At 35.9% G+C, this 19578-nt stretch carries 17 protein-coding genes and 1 rRNA gene; 9 read left to right on the top strand and 9 right to left on the bottom strand.

The window, feature by feature from the left end:
* The 3 genes from DI076_RS05315 to DI076_RS05305 all read left to right on the top strand — a co-directional run.
* Nucleotides 1-75 (top strand): 23S ribosomal RNA (locus tag DI076_RS05315); the annotation flags it as partial.
* A gap of 418 nt (nucleotides 76-493) precedes the next feature.
* The gene (locus DI076_RS20430; RefSeq protein WP_108958928.1) at nucleotides 494-676 is read left to right on the top strand and encodes a DUF1554 domain-containing protein; all 183 of its coding nucleotides are present in this window, start codon (nucleotides 494-496) and stop codon (nucleotides 674-676) included.
* Nucleotides 677-889: 213 nt separating this feature from the next.
* Nucleotides 890-2473, top strand: coding sequence for a 7TM diverse intracellular signaling domain-containing protein (locus DI076_RS05305; protein WP_245918286.1), 1584 nt, complete (start codon nucleotides 890-892; stop codon nucleotides 2471-2473).
* A gap of 6 nt (nucleotides 2474-2479) precedes the next feature.
* Here DI076_RS05305 and DI076_RS05300 read toward each other — a convergent pair whose 3' ends face one another.
* The 4 genes from DI076_RS05300 to DI076_RS05285 form a co-directional block, all read right to left on the bottom strand.
* A complete protein-coding gene (locus tag DI076_RS05300) occupies nucleotides 2480-3577 on the bottom strand; it encodes a LamG domain-containing protein (RefSeq protein WP_108958927.1) in 1098 nt (365 codons plus the stop codon).
* Nucleotides 3578-3972: 395 nt separating this feature from the next.
* On the bottom strand, nucleotides 3973-4326 hold the full coding sequence (locus DI076_RS05295) for a hypothetical protein (protein ID WP_245918285.1): 354 nt from the start codon (nucleotides 4324-4326) through the stop codon (nucleotides 3973-3975).
* A 45-nt stretch (nucleotides 4327-4371) separates the two neighbouring features.
* A complete protein-coding gene (locus DI076_RS05290; protein ID WP_108958926.1) occupies nucleotides 4372-6891 on the bottom strand; it encodes an adenylate/guanylate cyclase domain-containing protein in 2520 nt (839 codons plus the stop codon).
* Nucleotides 6892-7094: 203 nt separating this feature from the next.
* The gene (locus tag DI076_RS05285; protein WP_245918284.1) at nucleotides 7095-8246 is read right to left on the bottom strand and encodes a DJ-1/PfpI family protein; all 1152 of its coding nucleotides are present in this window, start codon (nucleotides 8244-8246) and stop codon (nucleotides 7095-7097) included.
* Between the two features lie 50 nt (nucleotides 8247-8296).
* Here DI076_RS05285 and DI076_RS05280 point away from each other — a divergent pair, with 50 nt between their 5' ends.
* Both DI076_RS05280 and DI076_RS05275 read left to right on the top strand, forming a co-directional pair.
* Nucleotides 8297-9508 carry a helix-turn-helix domain-containing protein gene (locus tag DI076_RS05280; RefSeq protein WP_135358380.1) on the top strand — a complete coding sequence of 404 codons (1212 nt, stop codon included), beginning with the start codon at nucleotides 8297-8299 and terminating at the stop codon, nucleotides 9506-9508.
* Nucleotides 9509-9583: 75 nt separating this feature from the next.
* The gene (locus DI076_RS05275) at nucleotides 9584-10408 is read left to right on the top strand and encodes a hypothetical protein (RefSeq protein ID WP_108958923.1); all 825 of its coding nucleotides are present in this window, start codon (nucleotides 9584-9586) and stop codon (nucleotides 10406-10408) included.
* Between the two features lie 58 nt (nucleotides 10409-10466).
* On the opposite strand, the gene DI076_RS05270 is transcribed toward DI076_RS05275, so the two are convergent.
* Together DI076_RS05270 and DI076_RS05265 are read right to left on the bottom strand one after the other, a co-directional pair.
* On the bottom strand, nucleotides 10467-11342 hold the full coding sequence (locus DI076_RS05270) for a CPBP family intramembrane glutamic endopeptidase (RefSeq protein WP_167396508.1): 876 nt from the start codon (nucleotides 11340-11342) through the stop codon (nucleotides 10467-10469).
* 309 nt (nucleotides 11343-11651) lie between these two features.
* Nucleotides 11652-12269, bottom strand: a complete 618-nt coding sequence (locus DI076_RS05265) for an NADPH-dependent F420 reductase (protein WP_108958921.1) — start codon at nucleotides 12267-12269, stop codon at nucleotides 11652-11654.
* 137 nt (nucleotides 12270-12406) lie between these two features.
* On the opposite strand from DI076_RS05265, the gene DI076_RS05260 reads away from it, so the two are divergent.
* On the top strand, nucleotides 12407-12796 hold the full coding sequence (locus tag DI076_RS05260) for a winged helix-turn-helix transcriptional regulator (RefSeq protein ID WP_108958920.1): 390 nt from the start codon (nucleotides 12407-12409) through the stop codon (nucleotides 12794-12796).
* Nucleotides 12797-12847: 51 nt separating this feature from the next.
* Here the strand turns inward: DI076_RS05260 and DI076_RS05255 are convergent, their stop codons facing one another.
* On the bottom strand, nucleotides 12848-13675 hold the full coding sequence (locus DI076_RS05255) for a type 1 glutamine amidotransferase domain-containing protein (protein ID WP_108958919.1): 828 nt from the start codon (nucleotides 13673-13675) through the stop codon (nucleotides 12848-12850).
* Nucleotides 13676-13942: 267 nt separating this feature from the next.
* Here DI076_RS05255 and DI076_RS05250 point away from each other — a divergent pair, with 267 nt between their 5' ends.
* Nucleotides 13943-15379, top strand: coding sequence for a RecQ family ATP-dependent DNA helicase (locus DI076_RS05250; protein ID WP_108958952.1), 1437 nt, complete (start codon nucleotides 13943-13945; stop codon nucleotides 15377-15379).
* Nucleotides 15380-15384: 5 nt separating this feature from the next.
* On the opposite strand, the gene DI076_RS05245 is transcribed toward DI076_RS05250, so the two are convergent.
* On the bottom strand, nucleotides 15385-15687 hold the full coding sequence (locus tag DI076_RS05245) for a hypothetical protein (protein WP_108958918.1): 303 nt from the start codon (nucleotides 15685-15687) through the stop codon (nucleotides 15385-15387).
* Between the two features lie 141 nt (nucleotides 15688-15828).
* On the opposite strand from DI076_RS05245, the gene DI076_RS05240 reads away from it, so the two are divergent.
* Nucleotides 15829-16329, top strand: a complete 501-nt coding sequence (locus DI076_RS05240; RefSeq protein ID WP_174705023.1) for a hypothetical protein — start codon at nucleotides 15829-15831, stop codon at nucleotides 16327-16329.
* Nucleotides 16330-16535: 206 nt separating this feature from the next.
* Nucleotides 16536-16841 carry an LIC_10421 family protein gene (locus DI076_RS05235; RefSeq protein ID WP_108958917.1) on the top strand — a complete coding sequence of 102 codons (306 nt, stop codon included), beginning with the start codon at nucleotides 16536-16538 and terminating at the stop codon, nucleotides 16839-16841.
* Nucleotides 16842-16881: 40 nt separating this feature from the next.
* On the opposite strand, the gene DI076_RS05230 is transcribed toward DI076_RS05235, so the two are convergent.
* Complete coding sequence (locus DI076_RS05230; protein ID WP_108958916.1) at nucleotides 16882-19536, bottom strand: phosphoenolpyruvate carboxylase; 2655 nt, start codon at nucleotides 19534-19536, stop codon at nucleotides 16882-16884.
* Nucleotides 19537-19578: the final 42 nt, after the last annotated feature.

The following is a 19578-nucleotide window of genomic DNA, read 5'->3' as shown; positions in this document are numbered from 1 at the left end:
GGTTGATAGGTCACAGGTGTAAGTTCAGTAATGGATTCAGCCAAGTGATACTAATCGCTCGATCGGCTTGACCATATTACAATATACACGTGTTAACGTGTATGTATAGATTGTAGCGTTGTTTGTTAACTTACATGTCGTATATAAATGTTGGGAGAAGCCTTGCGTCGAAAGATGTGAGGCTTTTTTTATGTTTGGAAGTGTGTTTTGAAAAAGTCAGAAAACGTATGTATTTCCTACATAGGTAAGTCCTTCGACTTTTGCTAAGATTTTCATCCTAATCCAAACGGGAATCCCGATCCTAGGAACAGATTGCCCATTATTGGAAGCCAGTTGGCGCGAGAGGCGACTCTATTTTCGACCTGCAACAAAATTCAATCGGTTACCTATCAATGGACAAATCATTCTAAATTGAGATCCAAGTGATTGTGCCAACCAGTCTCTTGAGCATTAGTCTAAAGCCCCGAATGCCGACTTTCTTTCAGCCAATAAAATTGATTGGGTATTAAAACCTAATACAAATTATGTGAGATCTGATGGTGTGAGAAAGCTTATGACCACCAATGTAAATGGCCTCTTTGTATTTGGAACCTTGATAAATGGTTTGTCTGCAGGCTCTTCGGCTGGAATGAGTGGTATGTCTGGTCCCTGGACTGTTTTTGCTTGTCTGACCTAATCCAATTATAGTTTGAATTCTGGCTCTATAACAATCGCTCAATACATCCAATTGGATACTCTTTCTCTTTCTGCTGCTTCTTTAACTTGTGGAAAAACATTTTTGCTACATTGAATTGAACAATAGTGAATCTCCGCTATCTATAAGTGTATTTTTGCCCTTTCCACAAAAAGGCTTGTCAGACTCAAAGAACCAATAGGAACATCGTGTTCGATGAAAAACATTTCCTGCATATTAGTTTTGTTTTTTGTGATGGCAGGAACCTCCTGTGCACCAGAAGGATTAGGGAACCAAAATATAACCAATCATTTTGAATTTTTTCAAGACCCTTCTACAGAAATTTCTTTTGATCAAATTCAAAAATTACAAACTTGGAATCCAATTTCGAAAAACCAGCTCTCTTTTAATTTTACAAATGATGTCATATGGTTACGTGGCAAAACTACCGATAGTGTTTTTTCAAAGGATCGAATTCTTTCTTTAGATTGGAAAGCCCTTGATTCTGCAATTCTGTATTATCCAATAAAATCCAAAGAATTTCAAACCTATGAAACAGGAGACACAATCCCTAAGTCAAACTGGACATTATCGGAAGCACTTTACCCTAGTTTTCAAATTCCCAATCAAAAAGTTGGTGATTACTTCTACATCAAAATCAAATCAAAATCCTTGATTTCTTTTCCCATTCGTTCCATGGATGAAAGATCATTTAACAAATACAATATATTAGAGACTGCAATCACCTGGCTCATCTTAGGTGTTTGTGCCGTTATGTTTGTGATCGCTTTGTTTTATTTTTTTGCTTTTGGTCTCAGTGAATTTTTCTTTTATTCAGGTTATGTTGTTTGTACGGTGCTTTGGTACAATGGCCAATATGGAAATGCTTACGATGTATTTTGGTCAGAATCTCCTTGGTGGCAAAACAAAGCCATATTAGTATTTTCCACTCTGGGGATTCCCTTTTCCTTCCAGTTTGTGCGTATGTTTTTAAATACAAAAACATACAACCCACGAATTGATAAAATATTACTGTTCATTGGAATCTTAGCACTCATTTGTGTTCCAGCGATTTTGATATCTTATACAACCAAAATTTTTTCGAGAATAGCCACTTACGTATATCTTTTCTCCATTCCATTAATTCTTGGAACTGCGATAAAAAATTATTTCAAAGGGGAGAAAAGAATCCTATTCTTTCTGATCAGTTGGGGGTCCTACTTTATCGTTAGCTACAATACAATGTTTTATTTTTTAGGTATCTTACCTTATTCCACTCCCCTTCTTTATTCTGCTGTGTTTATTTTTCCTATCGATCTATTTTTTTTGTTGTTTAATCTATTACTAAAATATGAAAAACTGGAAGGGGAACGAAATGAAATTCTACACCGAATTGTAACCTTGAACAATGCACCAACGACTCGTTACGTAAAGTCAAAGTTAAACGCAGTAAACACAGAAGAGTCTCTTTCAAAATTAGAATCATGGATGAGAAAATCCAAACCTTATCTAGATGAAAAGTTGGATTTAGAAATTGCTTCGAGAGCAATAGGTCTCAATGTCCAACAAACTTCTGAATTACTCAATTCCAAACTGGGGATTAGTTTTCGCAGTTATCTAAATTCCTTTCGCATCACCGATGCCAAAAACTTCCTTATTGACAATCCAGAAATGTCTATCCTTTCCATTGCTTATGCAACAGGATTTGGTTCCAAAACTGCATTTAATGTGGAATTTAAAAAAGCCACTGGTCTCAGTCCTTTGCAATTCAAGCAGTCCAGTGTTTCCAAGAATTCATAACAACTGTTAAGGGCCAACTACAGGTAAACCTTGGTAGATTTGATTTACTGCTGTAGCACTGAGAGCCGAACCAAATACACGAAATCCATCAATGGCACCATGGTAATAATATCCGCCTCCCCAACTTCCAAAAGTAATTTTTTGTAAAATCGTGTCTACTAAACCGGAACCAGTCGTAGCTGGTGTACCCAAAAAGGTTCCATTGGTATAAAAGGAAGAATTTGTTCCGTCAAAAACAATACAAATATGTGTCCAGACACTTGCAGGTGGAGCAAAGGTTTGTTTCGCACTAAAGTTTGCTCGAGTAAAATATAACCCAGTCACTCCCGCAGTGTTTTGCAGTCCAAAGCCACAAGCATTACTAAAAAGTGTTCCGTAAGAAAATATCAATTCCTGCACTCCAGATCCGAGAAGTGCATCTGGTTTAAGCCAAATACAAATAGTTCTTGGAGATGTACCACTTGGCAACATACTATCCCCCCCAATTTGGGAAGTAATATCTGTATTATTGAGATGTATTGCCCCATTTGTGTCTCCTTCATATCCAGTGGTTGTGGAAAGAGTAGGTCCAGCTGTTAGAATTAATGGTTGGATGCCTGAATTCTCCAAAGATCCATCCGTAAATTTTAAATGAACGAAGGATCCAATTTCAATAGCGATTCTTAAACTTGTACTCAATTCTCCTGAACTCGTATTCAAAGTCACCGTATAATCAATGTAATTAGCCAAAATTGATGGAGTCCCACTAATTTCACAAGTTTGATTATTGATAGTAAGACCTGCTGGTAGAGTCGGTGATACCGTACATTTAGTAACCTCTTTACAATAATTTGTTTTTATAGAAACTGGGAAGTTTTGTCCCAAAAGGTATTCACTTTTAGGGTAAAAAAAAGAATTTCCACTGGTGCAAGGAAAACAGTCCTTACCTTTTAAGAGGCAAGCAAGAATTTGGGTTTCACTATACTCACGACTATAAACATCCGCTGCATTATTAAAATCGGAAGGTTTACAAGTAAATTGCAGGAATAGTAAGAGTATAAGAATATATCGAAAATGAAAAGTTTGGGAATCTAAATGTGAACAATTTATTGGTCTAATTTTCATCATAGATCAAAAGATAACAGATTGTTGCGGCTTAGTCGTTCCGATATATATTCTAGAACTTATTTATTCAGAGGATTTACCACCCAGGAAAGTCCTTTACCATTTGCTATGATATAACGTCCAAATGCAAAAGGAGATCCCGACCATAGGGACAGATTGCCAATTATAGGAAGCCAGTTGGCTCGAGTGGCGACTATATTTTAAGCAATAAATCAGATACGATGCCATATAATTATACAGTTTTTAAGCATCCTCGGTTGGATGCGGTAGCCAATTCCGACATTGATGAGTACAGGAGCGCAAAATGGGAATCAACTGCATTTAAATTATAAGTTTTTGTAACTCGTAAAACATGACATGAATGTCACAAGAAGAGGAGTCAGGAAGTCATTCTGCTACACAACCCTTATCCCATACTTTCGCAACACATCTACCATTTCCAAAAAGACTTCAGTTGATTGTTGTTTGAGAATTTTCATGAGTAACACTAACGCTCGTTCCTGGCTTGTGACTTCTTTGTAAGCGATAAAAAAGGCAATGAGATCAAGTGGATTCAATTTGTTGGTATTTGATTGCCATTTCGAATTCCATTCCTTGCCAAAGTTTGAACGATTCAAACGGAATTTTTCCTTTATAAATTGGAATAAAAAAGGGATCACTTCTTTTGCACGGAGGGATTTCCAAATTAACTTCAAGGTCAACCATTGGACACGGTTGTAAAATGGAATGGTAGACTTTTGGGAAGGCATAGTGTAAATGGGAATCTAATTTCAGTTGGTGACAATGAAAATAGATTAAGAGATCCTTTCTTTTTCCAGTTTTGATTTTAAAACTATTTTACTACCTTGTTTGATCTTTTGATATATGGACCAAAATAATTCATTGGGAACAAGGCCGTCTTTGGAAAACTTAGGTTTGATCTGTTTCAAAAGATACATATCTCGACGTTCTCCGTTTTTATCGACGATTTTTCCTCTGTGTTCACAATGAAATAGAAATCGTACTTTGTCATAGGTAGATTGTGAAATATTGATTTCCCCAACAATTCCTGAACTTTCCATACGTGAAGCCGTGTTGACACTACTGCCCCAAATGTCATACGCAAACTTAAAACGACCAACAACCCCAGCAATCACAGAACCTGTGTGAATTCCAATTCGTAGTTCCCAATAAGGTAAATTTAATTGGGTTTTGATCTCTTTCATTTGGTCCATAAAAGATCTGATCTCAAGTGCTGCAAGGCATGCGTCTATTGGGTTTGTGTAGTTTGAATCTGGCAATCCACCAGCACACATATAAGAGTCCCCAATGGTTTTGAGTTTTTCCAATTGGTTTCTTGATATGATTTCATCAAATTGGGTAAAACAAGCATCAAGTTCCGTGATGAGTTCGTTTGACTCCATGTTTTTTGCAACTTCAGTAAAGCCTCGAAAATCAGTGAAGAGGATGGTTGCTTCGTCAAAAGATTTTGGTTCGCAATAGCCATTAATTTTAATTTCTTCAGCGACGGATTTTGGAAGGATATTTAACAAAAGTTTTTCGGATTCTTCACCTGCAAGTTCTGCTTCTTTTTTAGCTTGTTCTAAGAGGATATAACTTCTATCTAACTCTTCTGCTAGTGGTCTTGCAAAAACATAAACCAGTAAATAGTTGAACAATACCAGTGGAAGAGTAACCAATGTTATATGGAAAAGGCTTTCTCCAAATGCTAGTTTTTCTAAAAACTTTGGCATTTGTAATAAACTGGCAAATAAGATAGAAAAGATTCCTAAATTGGCTAGTTTTTGACTGAACCGAATGGTTCTACCAGGTAATGAGAATGCCCCTAATTTTAATACAGCAAACCCAAGTAAGGTGGTTGGAATGAATAAATAATCAGAAATGGGTGGAATCACAAATCCATGGGATGGAAAAAATGCACTTAATAGAAATACTCCAGAGAGTAAAACGGAACCCAACGCAACTTTGGATTCCTTGGGAAGTATTTTCCAACGTTTACGGATTTCTCTACCGACAATGATAAATGCGAAAAATCCAGCGACACCCAGAAAGTAGGGAACTAAGGAACTTTTATGGATGATTCCATAATCGTAACGGTAGTAACCATTGTGTAAAAAAGGTGTGATGGATAAAAATGAACAAAGAATTGAAAGTAAATCGACAACAAGTAAAGACTTCGGTCTTTCACTTCCGATGGCTTTTAAAACAAAGCGTGATAAGATACTTGGTGCTAGGGAAAAAATTAAAAAACTAACCTGTGATATACGAAGTAAGATTAAATAATTGAGTTCGAGTTTAGTAGGGATGGATTGTAAGTTATAAAAAGCTGTGATGATGAGTGAAAATGCACAGAGTTGATTGATCTTGGCTTGCGGGTTACTCCCTGCTACAATGATTGCCATAAAAATGGCGACAAAAAAGGAAATGGTTGGAGGGAGAGCATGAGGAAACCAATTGTCATTCAAATAGGCACTGTGGCTTAAACCCAATGCCACTGTTCCACTCAGGACAATCAGTGAAAAAGAAACAACACCAAACAAAATGTAAAATAATCCGTTTCGATCAAACAGAAGTTCGTTTACATCGAGGAAATCGGATCGGAAAATTCCGTAAGCAATTAAGATCAGAGGGATAAAGATAAAAAAGGAACCAGGATAAACATTATACCCAAGTAAAACTGGCGCATTTGAGATCGTCATTAGAAACAATAAATTATAACCGATGAATAGCGATTTATGGATTCGTTTTAAAAGGATTTTCCATTGGAAAGTAAAAAATGGTAATACGAGTGCAAAGTATCCGACAAGAGGGATGATGCCAAACGGTTTTATATAATTTGTTGCTTTGGGATACTTGCCAAACTGGTAATCAAACCACTCGTTATGAAAACCGAGTCCCTGGAAAAGTCCCACATAACCAAATATAACACTGATCCAACATAGATAGGTATAATACAAAAATACTTTTTTTCGAGAGAGCGCATAACAAATGTAAAAATTAGAAGGTAAAATGAGAAGGATAAAGAGATAAAGCCAATTGTTTAATGCCAGCAAGAGTTCACGGTCCATGACCCAAGCTCTAAGAGAAAGTACAAGTCCAAGAATGCCATAACCAAAAAAGGAAATGGCTACATTGAGAGAAAGAACTCTGTCTTCACCACTGGTATGAAAAATCCTTCTAAAACTGAAGGCGCTTAAAAAGAACCCAACGACCAGGGATATAATCCCAGGAATTCCATATGGAAGTTGTAACCAAAAATAGGTCCAAGTGTCTCCAATGGATTCGATGTTAGGCAATTGGTAGGTATATTCCATCTATGAATCATCTTTTTGCCTGATGAAGTCTTTCGTAAAGAAATAATTGACAAATAGGGGTTAACTGTGGCAGAACTTACCGAAATCAAAGTTAAGGATAAATCCGTATACAAAAACAACTATTTGAAATCTTCATTCTCTAACTGGTGTAATAGGGTTAGATTGAGACTCATCAGATTGTTTTGTTCCAGTATTCGTAAACCTTATGGGATTGGAAATTCCATTTGAAGGGAAACAAATTCCATTGTTGTCTCTCCATACCTTTTTTGGATGATATCTAAGGTTTCCTTGAGTAAAGGAAACGATTTCCTATCATTTGGAATCGAAACCTTTACATTGATTCCATCATTCTGTGAATTGGTTCGATCTGGATAAATGGAAATACCAGACTTCAATTTAACTTGTTTTGTTTGTACTGCGATCGAACTCACTTTTGTTCGATAGGTACGTGCATATGCATCGGCTACCAACGCTAGTGAAACTTCATCCATTCCTTCATCAATTGGAATTCCGATGATTTCATGATTCCAGAAGGACAAATAGTTCTTTGTTGCAAGGAAATAATGATTCCAGTTGAATTCAAACCTATCACTATTATGATTTGGATCCCAAGATTCAACTCCGTATAATATAGCCGTTTCATTAGCTTTTTTCTTTCCAGCTAACGTATCGATTAATGCCAATGAAATTGGAATGGATGCAGTGACTCCTGAAGTAGTGATGATCCTATCGTCATGTACATACCTTTTGTTTTTAGTCCAATTTGTATTTGGAAAAGTTTTAATTAATTTATCCTTTGCATACCAATGTCCTGTTGCTTCCCTTTTATCCAACAATCCCGAATAAGCGAGTGTCCAAACTCCATCACAGATTCCAATGAATGTGGCACCCATTTCATTTTGTTTTTTTAACCAATTGATAATCGTTGGATTTTGTGAATTATGAAGAGCAGGAACAATTACGATGTCTGCTCCTTCTGGATGTTCTTTGTCAAAAATAGCAAAGGAAGTATCCACCTCTACCGCTAATGCTGGGAATAGTTGGACTTTCCCTCTCTCAGGTGCTAACGCATACAGTTCAGAAATATCTGCTCGTTTCAAAATCCCATAGGGGACTAGGAAATCAGTTAGCTCGGTAAACTCATTGTCACTTATGATGGTAATGACGGGTTTTTTGTGTTGGGATTTGATTGGAATCTGATTTAAATATTTTCTTTTTGACTCAAAGGGATTTGCAAGGAGGTGGGTGTAAAAGATTCCAAACATCAGTATACAAAATAGAGCTCTTATTGTATGAGATTGAAATAGTTTTGTTTTACGATTGTTGTATTGGTTTTTTAAAAGGATTCGGTTCATACAATTTAGTATCGCATTCAATCAAAATCCAGTCGTCCTTTTGGATACAGATGGACACAGAAATGAATGGAATTTTTAAAAAAAATAGACATTCGGAAAATGAAGGAGAAAAAGACTTTATGATATTAATTCCTTTTGCTGGTGCTATTGTATCATTCCTCCTTTTTTTATCCCACTGGCTCGAAACATACCAATTGAGAGGAATACAAAATAAAAAGAATAGAAATTCTTCTCAATTTTCTCTTAACAATTTTGCAAAATTAGAAACAAGTCTTCTTTATGATTATTCATCGGCGTTATTATTTTTAGCTGTGTCCTTGGTGCAGTTTCATATGGTTGCAGAATTTGCTAACAGCTTCTTATTGTTCCCTAAACTATTTGGGATTCACATCCCACTTTTATTACTCATTGGTCCACTCTGTTCCCTTTATTTTGATAAAATGAGTAACGGATCCCTTAATCATTCCGCTTTCGTTCATTTGGTTCCTTCACTTCTGTCATTTGGTTTCCTCTTTGTTCTTGGACCATCTAACGGAAGTGAAACTGTAGAAAGGGGACAATCGATATTTGCAGGACTCAATTCAGAAAATTGGGTATTGATTTCGATGGGACTCGGTGTGGTTTCGATTTTCTTTTATACTTCCCAAATCTTATACAAAATCGTTAAGTGGAGGATTTACTCCAAAGAGGATCTGAAAACCTCATTCCCACCATTTTTAAGATTAATCATTTATACAAATTCTATCACATTTTTGTTTTTAATAGCTCAAATCCTTTTTATGGAAATATTTTTTATCGCATGTAGTGGATTACTTGTGCTCTTGATTTATATTTTATTGCAGAGAACAAATCGTATAGAGATCATTCCAAATTTCGAAAAGGAAACGAGTGTTGCCCGATATAAGGAGAGCCGAACCAAGGGAATTGATATTCAATCTGTTCTAAAACGATTGGAATATTTGATGAAAACTGAACATCTATATACACTCGAAGAATTAACTTTAAAAACTTTGGCAAGTCGACTCGACTTAGACTCTCATCAATTGTCTGAAATTTTAAATTATCACCTAGGGATAGGATTTCGAAATTATGTAAATCAGTTTCGATTGGAAACAGCTGCAAAACTTTTGAAGGAGAATCCAAATATGACAATCATCAGTATTATTTATGCCTCTGGTTTTAATTCTAAATCAGCATTTCATACACTTTTCCAAAAAAAATTTGGAGTCCCTCCGCAGGTTTATCGCAAGAATTTTCTTTGATCCAAATCAAAATTGAATTGCAAAATTGTTCCTGTAGAAACAAATCATTACCGCTAACAAAGAGGAGTTCTCCTTATGGAAAAACGGTTTTTAAAATGGGCGGAAATACTTGATTTTTTAATTTTAATTGGATCGAGTTTAACATTGGTAGCTTGGATTTTTGGTGTTCCATTTTTTTACCGAACAGACGGACCCGTACTTTCTATTTTTACCTCCATTTCTCTTCTAGTCATTGTTAGTTTGCGATTAGCAACTCGGCATTTTCAACTTTGGCCTTTCACTGCAAATTTGGCATTTCTCATGATCGTTGGGGGAGGGAATATCTCTTCTATTCTGATGTTATTGTCTGCTCCTGCCGTACACATCAACCCTAAGTCAACGCTTGTTATGACTTCCATTTCCACTTCTATCGGACTCATTTTTTTTAGTTTTTATGAGATCCTTTTGTATTTAAGAAGAACTCCAAATCGATCTTGGATTTTGGATGATATACTGATCCATCTAGCGCTTGTTCCTGGAGGACTTAGTTTGATTGGTCATTTATTTCAAAATCCAAACTACTTAAGTATGTCGATCGATCCAAGAGTTGGGATTTCTTTATTGGAAATGGCTTTTATGGCCCTTCTTGCCCTCTCCACCGTACTTTCGAATCCAAATTTGTTTTTATGGAAATTTTTAAAATCAGGAACTTCGAACCAACTCATATTTACTGGTTTGTTTGTGAATCAATACATTGCACCGATCATTTATCTAATGTTAACGCATGAAACTTGGGATTCAGTAAATTTTGGACCAGAACTTTTTATCTTTTTTGGCGGTGTGATTGCAACTTTAGGATTTTTGATGTTCCAGGCAAAATTGGAAGAAAACAATTCATTACAAAAAAACGGAATCACCTGAATTAATTATCCCAATTCTGGTAAATTTCCTAGTGTGTATTGAGATTGTGAATATTCCACTAACCAGTTGGCATTTTGTCTTTTTGTAAAATTTGTTCAGAAATATATTTGAGCCCAAATAAAAACAAAAACATAAACATCCATGAAATGAGACCCGTAACGAGTCTCTCTCCACCGAATAACCAGTGATAGTTGTGAGGAATTGGAGAAATAAAGAATGATTGCATTTTGACAACGTACACCCAACCGGCATGAATCCCAATCGGTAAATAAAGAGATTTAGTATAAATCCAAGCATAAGACAATGCATATCCTACTAAAAACAATCCTATGAATTCTGGAATCAAGATGAGTATATCTTGCATTGGCCTGATAAAATGTGTGAATGAAAAAAACAAACTTGTAAAGATAACCGCCTTTTTCTCCCCCCATTCGACAACAAATGATTGAAGAAGATAACCTCTAAAGAATAGTTCTTCAACGAATCCAATACAAAATACAGAAAGTAAAAAATATAAAGAGATCAAATAGTCAAATGCAAAAAATTCTTTGGGTGCCCAATTGGATACACCAAAAATTACCTTAGTGGCTACTACAAAACTAAGTGATGCCATCCCAGCGAAAAATCCTAAAAATAAATCTTTTTTTCTTTTTGATATGTTTTCCAATCCGAGAGATCGAATCGGTTTTTTTTCTATCCTTTTGTGAAACCAAAGTAAAGAAATAAATAAGATTACTGTTGTTGTACGAGACAAGATTTTTGTATAGGAGAAGGGTTTCAATTCTACATGGGGATTGTTTTCAGCGATACTATTCTGAATTCCATATAAGAAGAAACTGATGATGAAACTAACGCTGATTACTAAAGCAAAAAAGTATGTGAATTTTTTTGAAGTTTGCATGGGATTCAAACGTAATGAGAAATAGATTCCCATTTTGTATAGCATTGTTTCGAATGAGAGGAAAAAAATAGGAAATTTTACTCAATTCCCGTTCGTATTCATTGCTAGTGCAACGACTGAATATTGTTCAGTTAGAAGAAACCAAACAAGGGTTTGTTTTTTATTGAGAAATAGAATTGAAGTGTGAGAAGTCAATGTTTCTGAATGAGGATCACATGACACTAGGGATATGTAGGGTTTTGTCCAATGGATAGTAGCGAAAACGCTCCCCAGATAGGTCAAACTTAATTAAAAGTAATCTTTGAAAAGCAAACGAAAGGAACTCCTTGGTGTTGTTGTATTTTAACGTTTGAGTAACTTAAATCCAATCTCTCTGCCTAATTTTTGAAACATCGCAAGGTTGATCCAAAAGAATGCAAATTCTTCCATCAGCGCAAATTTGTCATTCCCACCTACATCATAACAATTGGCAAATCCTAAATCGAATGTAAGTTGTTTTGCGATTTCTTTGCCTGTTTTGGAATCACCAGCCATAAACATATCGAGATTAGTATCACCGTATTTGGGATCTAACAAATTATTGGCACCTGTTGTATTAAAACATTTCACAATATCTTTGGATTGAGTGTTTTTTAGTATGGTCTCTGTGGTAGATGAGTCCAAATTAGAAGTATCTTTTGGGACTGTATTCATCGTGTCGATGATGATTTTTCCAGTTGTATCACCTAATGATTTTACAACATTGATTGTTTCTTTTGCTGGTGTACTAATCACAACCACATCAGATAGTTTGACAGCTTCTTCGATGGGACAAGCAGAAATATTGGAAAGAGAAAGAAGTTCTATCCCTTTAAAATTCTCTGGATTCCGAACTCCTAAAAAGATTTTATGTCCTTTTTTTGACCAACCTGTCGCCAAAGCTCCACCAACATTTCCTGTTCCTATGATTGCAATTTTCATTCACCAAACTCCTTTTTAGTCTATAAACGGAGTTATTTTAAGAATTTGCAATCCGATTTGAATGGATAATAAAAAGTTTTTGACTATATTGTCGGAATAAGTAATTAACTTACCATTCGGTAGGTAGAAGGAAAATTATGCCTGAATTTAAATACAAAGGAAAATTATACTACAATCCTGTAGAATTTGTTTTAGATTGGATAGGTGGTGCTTGGAAGATGCCCATCCTTTGGAGATTAAGAGAAAAGACGTTACGGTATAGTGAAATCAAAAAAACATTGAGCCATATTTCCGATAAAATGTTGGCTCAGTCACTACGTGAACTCGAAGAAAATGGTCTTGTTCATCGTAAAGTATATGCGGTTGTACCGCCCCGTACGGAATACTCTCTAACGGAGCTTGGTAAAAAAACAATCCCAATGATCATTTCCTTACGAGAGCTTGGTATTACGTTTATGAAAACTTCTGGAGCTTATACAGAAGATTTGGAATCATTTCCAAACGCAAAAACATCAAAGAAAAAATAGACGATTGACTACTTCTTTAATCTTTAAAAGAAGTAGTCTTTATGAAATGGATCATTCATTTAGGAGTTCAATGAGGAGTTTTGCTGCTGCTTCTCCTGAATTTTGTTGTTGCCCTGTTATCAAAAAACCATCTCTGATCGCATAAGAAGAGAAAGCTGGTGCGACTTTGAAAGTTGTGTTTTTTATTTTTTTTGCTTCTGTTTGGATCCGATACGGTTGGATTTTTTGACCCACTGCTTTGTCGGCATAGTCCTCTTCTTCATCAGAAAAGCCTGTCCAAGTTTTTCCATCTACCAAGAGTTCACCATTTGATTTTTTTGTTTCTAAAAGAATCGTAGTGGAGTGACAAACGGCAACAGCAGGTTTATCGTTTTCATAAAATCGAACAAATAATTTTTGTAATATTTCATTTCCTTTGTATGTAAACATTGGGCCTTGTCCTCCAACAAGGAAAATCGCTGCATAATCATCTGCATTTATAGCAGAGAGTTTTTTTGTATTGAATAAAGAATCTTTGAATTCTTTTTTTTGTAAGTAACCAAGTGAAATTACATCATGTGAAGAATAACCACTCGGATCTGATGGGTTGGAATAGGAATCCATTTCTACTTTTCCTCCTTCTGTGGAGGCAAGTTCAACAGAGTATCCAGATTCGATAAATACTCTCATTGGGTGTGTGAGTTCCGATGCCCAAAACCCAATGGGCCAACCAGTTTGATTGGAAACACTTGGACTACTGAGTACCATTAGGATTTTTCCTTTTGTTTGTTGTCCATGTGGGTGTACATAGGACTTAATTTCTACGACTCCTGTATGTTTGCCACAAGTAAGTATGGTAAACATGAGGATGACTAAAACGGAGGGCATGATTCGATTCATATAAGTTTCCTTAAAAGTTTCATTCGTTATTTCATTTTTCCAATCGAATCGTCAAACGGAAACTCAAGGATTGTTTAAGGTTTTGAATGTATGGTAGTTAAGGTAAGTATATTACTATTTAGTAATTAGGTTTATAGGTTTTGGTTTTTGTAACTTGTGAATCAGGTTCCCCATCCATTTTGCAAATAAAATTCAAAGGGAAATAAATCGAATGAAAAAATGATCTCAATGGAAAGAACGAAATTAGATTGTGGTGAAAGGGTAATTATGAAAACGGACTTACTGTTTGATACTTTTGGAATTAAGGAATTTCGAGGGAATCAGGAATTGATCATAAAACACGTAATCGGTGGCAAAAATGCCTTGGTCATAATGCCAACGGGAATGGGAAAATCTATTTGTTTCCAATTTCCTGCATTGGTTTTGCAAGGAACTTGTATTGTGATCTCACCTCTCATTGCCTTAATGAAGGACCAAGTGGATTCATTGTTGCAAAAAGGAATCTCTGCCACTTATATCAATTCTAGTTTAAACCGGACAGAAAGGACAAAACGGTATGAAGAGCTTAGAGCTGGTAAGTTGAAAATTTTGTACGTGTCCCCTGAAAGATTCCAAAAGAAAGAATTTTTAGAAGCTTTGTCCAAGTTACAAATTTCGCTACTGGCAATAGATGAAGCACATTGTATTAGCCAATGGGGTCATGACTTCCGTCCTGATTATACCAAATTTAAGTGGTTCCGCGAGATTTTAAAATTTCCGCCAACAATTGCTCTAACTGCGACTGCCTCGAGTCGTGTACAAAATGATATCATAAACCAAATGGGACTAAAATCCCAGGAAATTCAGGTTTTTAATGATGGATTGTTTCGACCAAATTTGCACTTATCTGTTACCGAGTGTATTGATGTAGAAACTAAATACAAACACTTGTTAGAAGAGTTAAAGTCCAAAAAAGGGGTTTCCATTTTATACTTTAGCCTCATCCAAGAATTAGAAAATTTTAGTCGATGGTTAGATACCAAACGATTCCCTCATTTGGTGTACCATGGGAAACGATCCAACCAAGATCGAAGTGTAACACTCACAAAATTTTTACAATCAGATTCTGCTGTGTTACTCGCTACCAACGCATTTGGAATGGGTGTTGATAAACAAAATGTCAGAAATGTTTTCCATGTACAAATTCCTGGAAGTATCGAAGCCTATTACCAGGAAATTGGAAGGGCAGGGAGAGATGCAAAACCTTCTGAATGCAAACTGTTTTATACAGAAGACGATTTGGCGATCCAAATGGATTTTATAGATTGGCAAAATCCAGATGTATCCTACTTAAAAAAACTCTATCTGTTGTTATCCCAAAAACAAAATCAATTATCCGCCCTTGATTACGAGACAATCCAATCCTTTATGACTTATAAAAATAAGTCAGACCACAGAGTACAAACCGCTATCAATTTATTATCTCGTGTGGGTCTTGTGTCTGGTGATTTAGAACAAGGGACCTTACAACTGGAAAATGAATGGGACGATGCTCTATTTTCAAAAGAAGAATTGGAGGCCAAAAAAATGGAAGGTGGAAAACGGCTCTACCAAATGCTCCAATACACGAAAACAAATGATTGTAGAAGGAAGTTTATCCACCAGTATTTTGATTCCCCTTTTACTTCTTGTGGGAATTGTGATTTGTGTCTAAAGAGCGACTAACATATTTAAGCTGCCTTAAATTGATCAAAGTCAAACTCACTTGGTCTGTAATAATATCTAGCTTTTTCCCTAGAAAGAGTTTGAACGGAAGTGGTTACATAATTTTCTTTTGTCATTCCGTTTGGAATCAATCGAAACAAATCTCTAAATTTACGAGTTGGTGGAACATTAAATTCCCAGCAGATTTCTTCCTCAATGGCAAGTAAACTTTCAAGATAGTCTTCCGTTTCCCCAATAGCAATCGTCCTATTTTCCATTTGCTTAGAAACATCAAAGTATTCTTCTAAAAGTGATTCTACGTATTCCATAATTGACCTCTTCTTGAAGTCTTATCCTACTGTAAACCTAGGACAAAATAGATGGGAATGAAAAAAAATCGAAAAAAAAGATAGAATTTTAAACTCTCACATGCAGGATTTTTATGAAATTTCTTGGGACTAGGTGCGTTTATGCAAACCAATCGTTCATTCATTTATGGGATTCTGTTTTTTTCTGTTTTGTTTTCTGCATGTTCCTCGCCTCCTACTCAAAGCACAGATTCTCCCGCTCTTGAAAAAGAGAAGGTAATCGAACGGAATTGGACTGTGACTCCGATGTGTTGCCAACTCTCTGCAGAGTTTTTAGGAGTAGTGGTACTCGATCAAATTTGTGTGAGTGAATCAGAAACAAAATTAAAACTCCATACAAAAGATTGGAAACGAGTTTGTGTTCTTAAGGAAGGAATGGTTTTTCGTGATGAGTTGGGAACCAATTATCCATTTATAAAATCGGAAGGAGTAGATCTATGCCCTAAACGGACAAAATTGAAAGACACACCATTTTATTTAGTATTTACGGGTATGGATTCCCAATCAAAGTCTTTTGATTTGATTGAAGATAAAAATGCAAAATTTGCACACAAACCATGGGTGTTTGAAGGAGTGGATTTGTCTCATTGTAATTGGAAATAAACAAGCGTTTTGCGAGTAAATTTAGTATCATAAGCGATTGTAATTGAGTTGCCATGGGTGTTTGCTCCATATTCGAATAGCTTGCTTAACGCTTGGGCAACCGATAGTTGCTTGGTTTTGGTTTCTTTCTCTTGAATCCTTTCAGTTTTTTAATTTTTTTTTACTAGTTTAAATCTCTCTTTTTGTCTAAAATCTGGAGATTAAATATGATCAAAAAACTATCTATATTCATTTTAGCATTGGTATCCACATCCCTTTTTGCATTGGAAGATATTGAAAAGGTACTCGTTCAAAAAGCCAACACTCCGGAAGAAAAGAAAGTAGTTAAGTCCTACCTATTGAAAGTAGCCAAAGAACACAAAGATCTTGCTGCAAAATACCGTGGTTTGGCGAAAGCGCAAAAAGGTGGCAAGGCAATCTACCAAGACAATCGTAAGGCAGAGATGATTGACTTGGCTGAAAAATTCGAATCAGACGCAAAAGTCTACGAAGAAGAAGCAGGAAAATTATAAATTATTTATTACGCTTCTTACTGAATGTAAGAAGCGTAATTTAACCTGTGGTTCTCAAACCACTTGCAATTGCATTCACAGTGACAAGCAAATCCTGTAACATTTCTTCTGTTTGGTTATTTCTCCAATTTCTTAACCAGTCAATTTGTTTTTCATGTAAGATGGTCAGTCCTGGTTCTCTTAAACTAAGAGTCTCCATAAGAGATGGTCTTACATATTGAATTTCTTTCCCCCTTAATTGAGAAAGAACATCCATTGTTTTTTTGTATTCTTCATTGATGAGAGAAAGTATCTGCTTTCTAGTCTTTGAATCTTCCACTAAATCTGCATAGAGGGTGTAAATGTTAGGTGAAGATGAATAAATCCCTGTTTCGATATTTTTGATCACGTAATTCAGGAAATGCCATTCCCTAATTTCTTCTTTTATGATGTGGAAATCTTCTTTGTTGTTTTGGCTTAATTCATACAGTGCTGAGCCAACACCAAACCAATTGGGCAAATGGAATCGTGATTGGCTCCAACTAAAAACCCAAGGGATGGCTCTTAAATCTTGGAATGTACGTTGTCCCGTTCTGCGACTTGGCCTTGATCCAATTTTTGAATTCTCGATGACATCAATTGGGGTCGCTTGTGAGAAGAAAGTTAAAAATCCTTCCGTATGTAATAAGTTTGTATAAGTTTTCTTCGTTTTGTGCGATAAGGATTCCAAGATTGGATAAGCAGGATGTTTCTTTTTTTCATTCCACTTGTGACGAATCGTTACTTTTGTTGTGGTAGCAAGAAATAGTTCTAAGTTATAAATGGCTGTGATTTTATTTGCATATTGTTGGCTAATCGATTCACCTTGAACAGTGACGCGTATTTTTCCATTCAATGTACCATGAGGTAGGGCATCTAAAAACTTATGTGTTTTCCCACCTCCTCTTGAAATACTACCTCCGCGGCCATGAAAGAATTTGAGTTTTACTTTGTGTTGGTTGGCAATTTCGGTTAATTTTGTTTCCGTTGCATACAAATTCCATTGGCTAGCAAAAATCCCACCGTCTTTATTGGAGTCGCTATAGCCGAGCATGATTTGTAGGGATTGGTTGGCAAAAGAGTTTTTGACAATGTCTTGTTTGAGGTAAGCATCTAAAATTTCTGGTGATCGTTCTAGGTCTTCAATGGTTTCAAAAAGTGGAACCACTTGAAAGGGAGAAAAAAATCCTTTCTCTTCATGAAATTCTAAAAGATTGGCTTCTTTTAGGAATAAATACACTAATAGTAAGTCTGATATATTTTGCGTCATACTGACGATAAAGCTTCCAATTCCACTGATCCCCAATTCAGAGATACAAGATCGAAGGGATCGGTAAGTATTTAAGATGTTAGATGCTTCTTTCCCTGGGTCTACCTCTGGCAATAAAAAGGGTCTTTGGGATTGAAGTTCCGAAAGGATGAAGCGAATTTTTTTTTCTTCCGTCCACTCACGATAGTTCCATTCATAGGTCCCACTTGCTTTTAAGATTTGTTCAATAGCAATGGAATGGTAATGGGAGTTTTGTCTAATGTCAGTTTTTGCCAGGTGAAACCCTATCGATAAGGCAAGTCGTTCCAAAGGGAAAACACAATGATTTGCAATTTTTCGGGCTCCAATTGAATTGAGTGATTCTCTTAAAAAAATCAGGTGTCCTAAATATTCTTCAATGCTAATATTCTTCTTTTTTATTTTTTCGGCAAGGAGGCTGCAGTATTGTCTCCAAGGCTCATTTGGATTTCGTTTTTTTACATCGAGAGAAATTTCTTGGTGTTCTATATGCCATGATTCTAATCGATCTAAAAATTCTTTTGGTGGAGATTGGATTCGATCTGATAAAGATAAAAATTGAGTCAGTTCAACACATTTGTTTTTATGAATCTCTCGAGCATACTGACAGAATAATGTTAATGTTTCTTTTGTGATTTCGCTTGTTACAAATGGGTGACCGTCTCTATCTCCTCCAATCCAATTTCCGAATCGAATGATTGGGAGTGATTTGGGATCAGATAGGTCTTCATGACTCCCGCCGGAATGTTTCCATGCTTGAAAAAATCTTTGGTCTAATTCATGTAACACATTGGGGAAGACATTTTTTAAATAGTGTTCAATGTTTTTTCTTTCACTAGTGATGTCGGGTTTTTGAAGTAAAATTTCTCCAGTTCGCCAAAGTCTTTCGAGTTGGACTTTGATTTCTTGTCGTATCGTTTCTCTTTCTAGATCGGTCCAGATTGTGTTCTCTTTTTTTACGAGAAGTAAATATAAATCTCTGTGAATTTCCAATACACTAGCTCGTTTTGCTTCCGTTGGATGGGCAGTGAGAACAGGTTCACATTCAATTTCTTTTAAAATAGGAAGGATGTCGTCGTGGGATAATCCATATTCTTTGGCTTTGGTAAGAGACTGTCCCCATAATCCAGAAAGTTTTGTAAAACCATCTCCTGTTTCTTGTTTTCTTCTGTATTGAGCTGCGGCATTTTCTTCCACCATATTGAGAAGTTGGAAACAAAGGCTTATAAGTTCTGGTGTTTTTTGGGGAAGATTTTTTCCGTTTACGATAGGAGATAGGGACGGGTACTTCGGGAGGTAAGGGATTAAATCTTGTTGTCCAATCTCTTCTAAAACTTCTTTTAAACATTCTAAAAGATATTGATAGTCTAATTGTATTTTTTGATCCACGAAACGTTAGGTCTCCTCACCTTTCGTTGAATCAAAAAATAG

Source organism: Leptospira ellinghausenii, from assembly GCF_003114815.1.
GTDB lineage: Bacteria > Spirochaetota > Leptospiria > Leptospirales > Leptospiraceae > Leptospira_A > Leptospira_A ellinghausenii.
The sequence above is the reverse complement of the archived record's forward strand: the minus strand, read 5'-3'. Positions and strand labels throughout refer to the sequence as shown.

What these genes read in the sequence shown, in the direction of transcription:
- DI076_RS05300 (WP_108958927.1), bottom strand. Translation starts at nt 3,577, where the DNA reads ATGAAAATTAGACCAATAAATTGTTCACATTTAGATTCCCAAACTTTT.
- DI076_RS05235 (WP_108958917.1), top strand. Translation starts at nt 16,536, where the DNA reads ATGATCAAAAAACTATCTATATTCATTTTAGCATTGGTATCCACATCC.
- DI076_RS05255 (WP_108958919.1), bottom strand. Translation starts at nt 13,675, where the DNA reads ATGAATCGAATCATGCCCTCCGTTTTAGTCATCCTCATGTTTACCATA.
- DI076_RS05305 (WP_245918286.1), top strand. Translation starts at nt 890, where the DNA reads ATGAAAAACATTTCCTGCATATTAGTTTTGTTTTTTGTGATGGCAGGA.
- DI076_RS05260 (WP_108958920.1), top strand. Translation starts at nt 12,407, where the DNA reads ATGCCTGAATTTAAATACAAAGGAAAATTATACTACAATCCTGTAGAA.
- DI076_RS05250 (WP_108958952.1), top strand. Translation starts at nt 13,943, where the DNA reads ATGAAAACGGACTTACTGTTTGATACTTTTGGAATTAAGGAATTTCGA.
- DI076_RS05295 (WP_245918285.1), bottom strand. Translation starts at nt 4,326, where the DNA reads ATGCCTTCCCAAAAGTCTACCATTCCATTTTACAACCGTGTCCAATGG.
- DI076_RS05270 (WP_167396508.1), bottom strand. Translation starts at nt 11,342, where the DNA reads ATGGGAATCTATTTCTCATTACGTTTGAATCCCATGCAAACTTCAAAA.
- DI076_RS05240 (WP_174705023.1), top strand. Translation starts at nt 15,829, where the DNA reads ATGCAAACCAATCGTTCATTCATTTATGGGATTCTGTTTTTTTCTGTT.
- DI076_RS05245 (WP_108958918.1), bottom strand. Translation starts at nt 15,687, where the DNA reads ATGGAATACGTAGAATCACTTTTAGAAGAATACTTTGATGTTTCTAAG.
- DI076_RS05290 (WP_108958926.1), bottom strand. Translation starts at nt 6,891, where the DNA reads ATGGAATATACCTACCAATTGCCTAACATCGAATCCATTGGAGACACT.
- DI076_RS05265 (WP_108958921.1), bottom strand. Translation starts at nt 12,269, where the DNA reads ATGAAAATTGCAATCATAGGAACAGGAAATGTTGGTGGAGCTTTGGCG.
- DI076_RS05280 (WP_135358380.1), top strand. Translation starts at nt 8,297, where the DNA reads ATGGACACAGAAATGAATGGAATTTTTAAAAAAAATAGACATTCGGAA.
- DI076_RS05275 (WP_108958923.1), top strand. Translation starts at nt 9,584, where the DNA reads ATGGAAAAACGGTTTTTAAAATGGGCGGAAATACTTGATTTTTTAATT.
- DI076_RS05285 (WP_245918284.1), bottom strand. Translation starts at nt 8,246, where the DNA reads ATGAACCGAATCCTTTTAAAAAACCAATACAACAATCGTAAAACAAAA.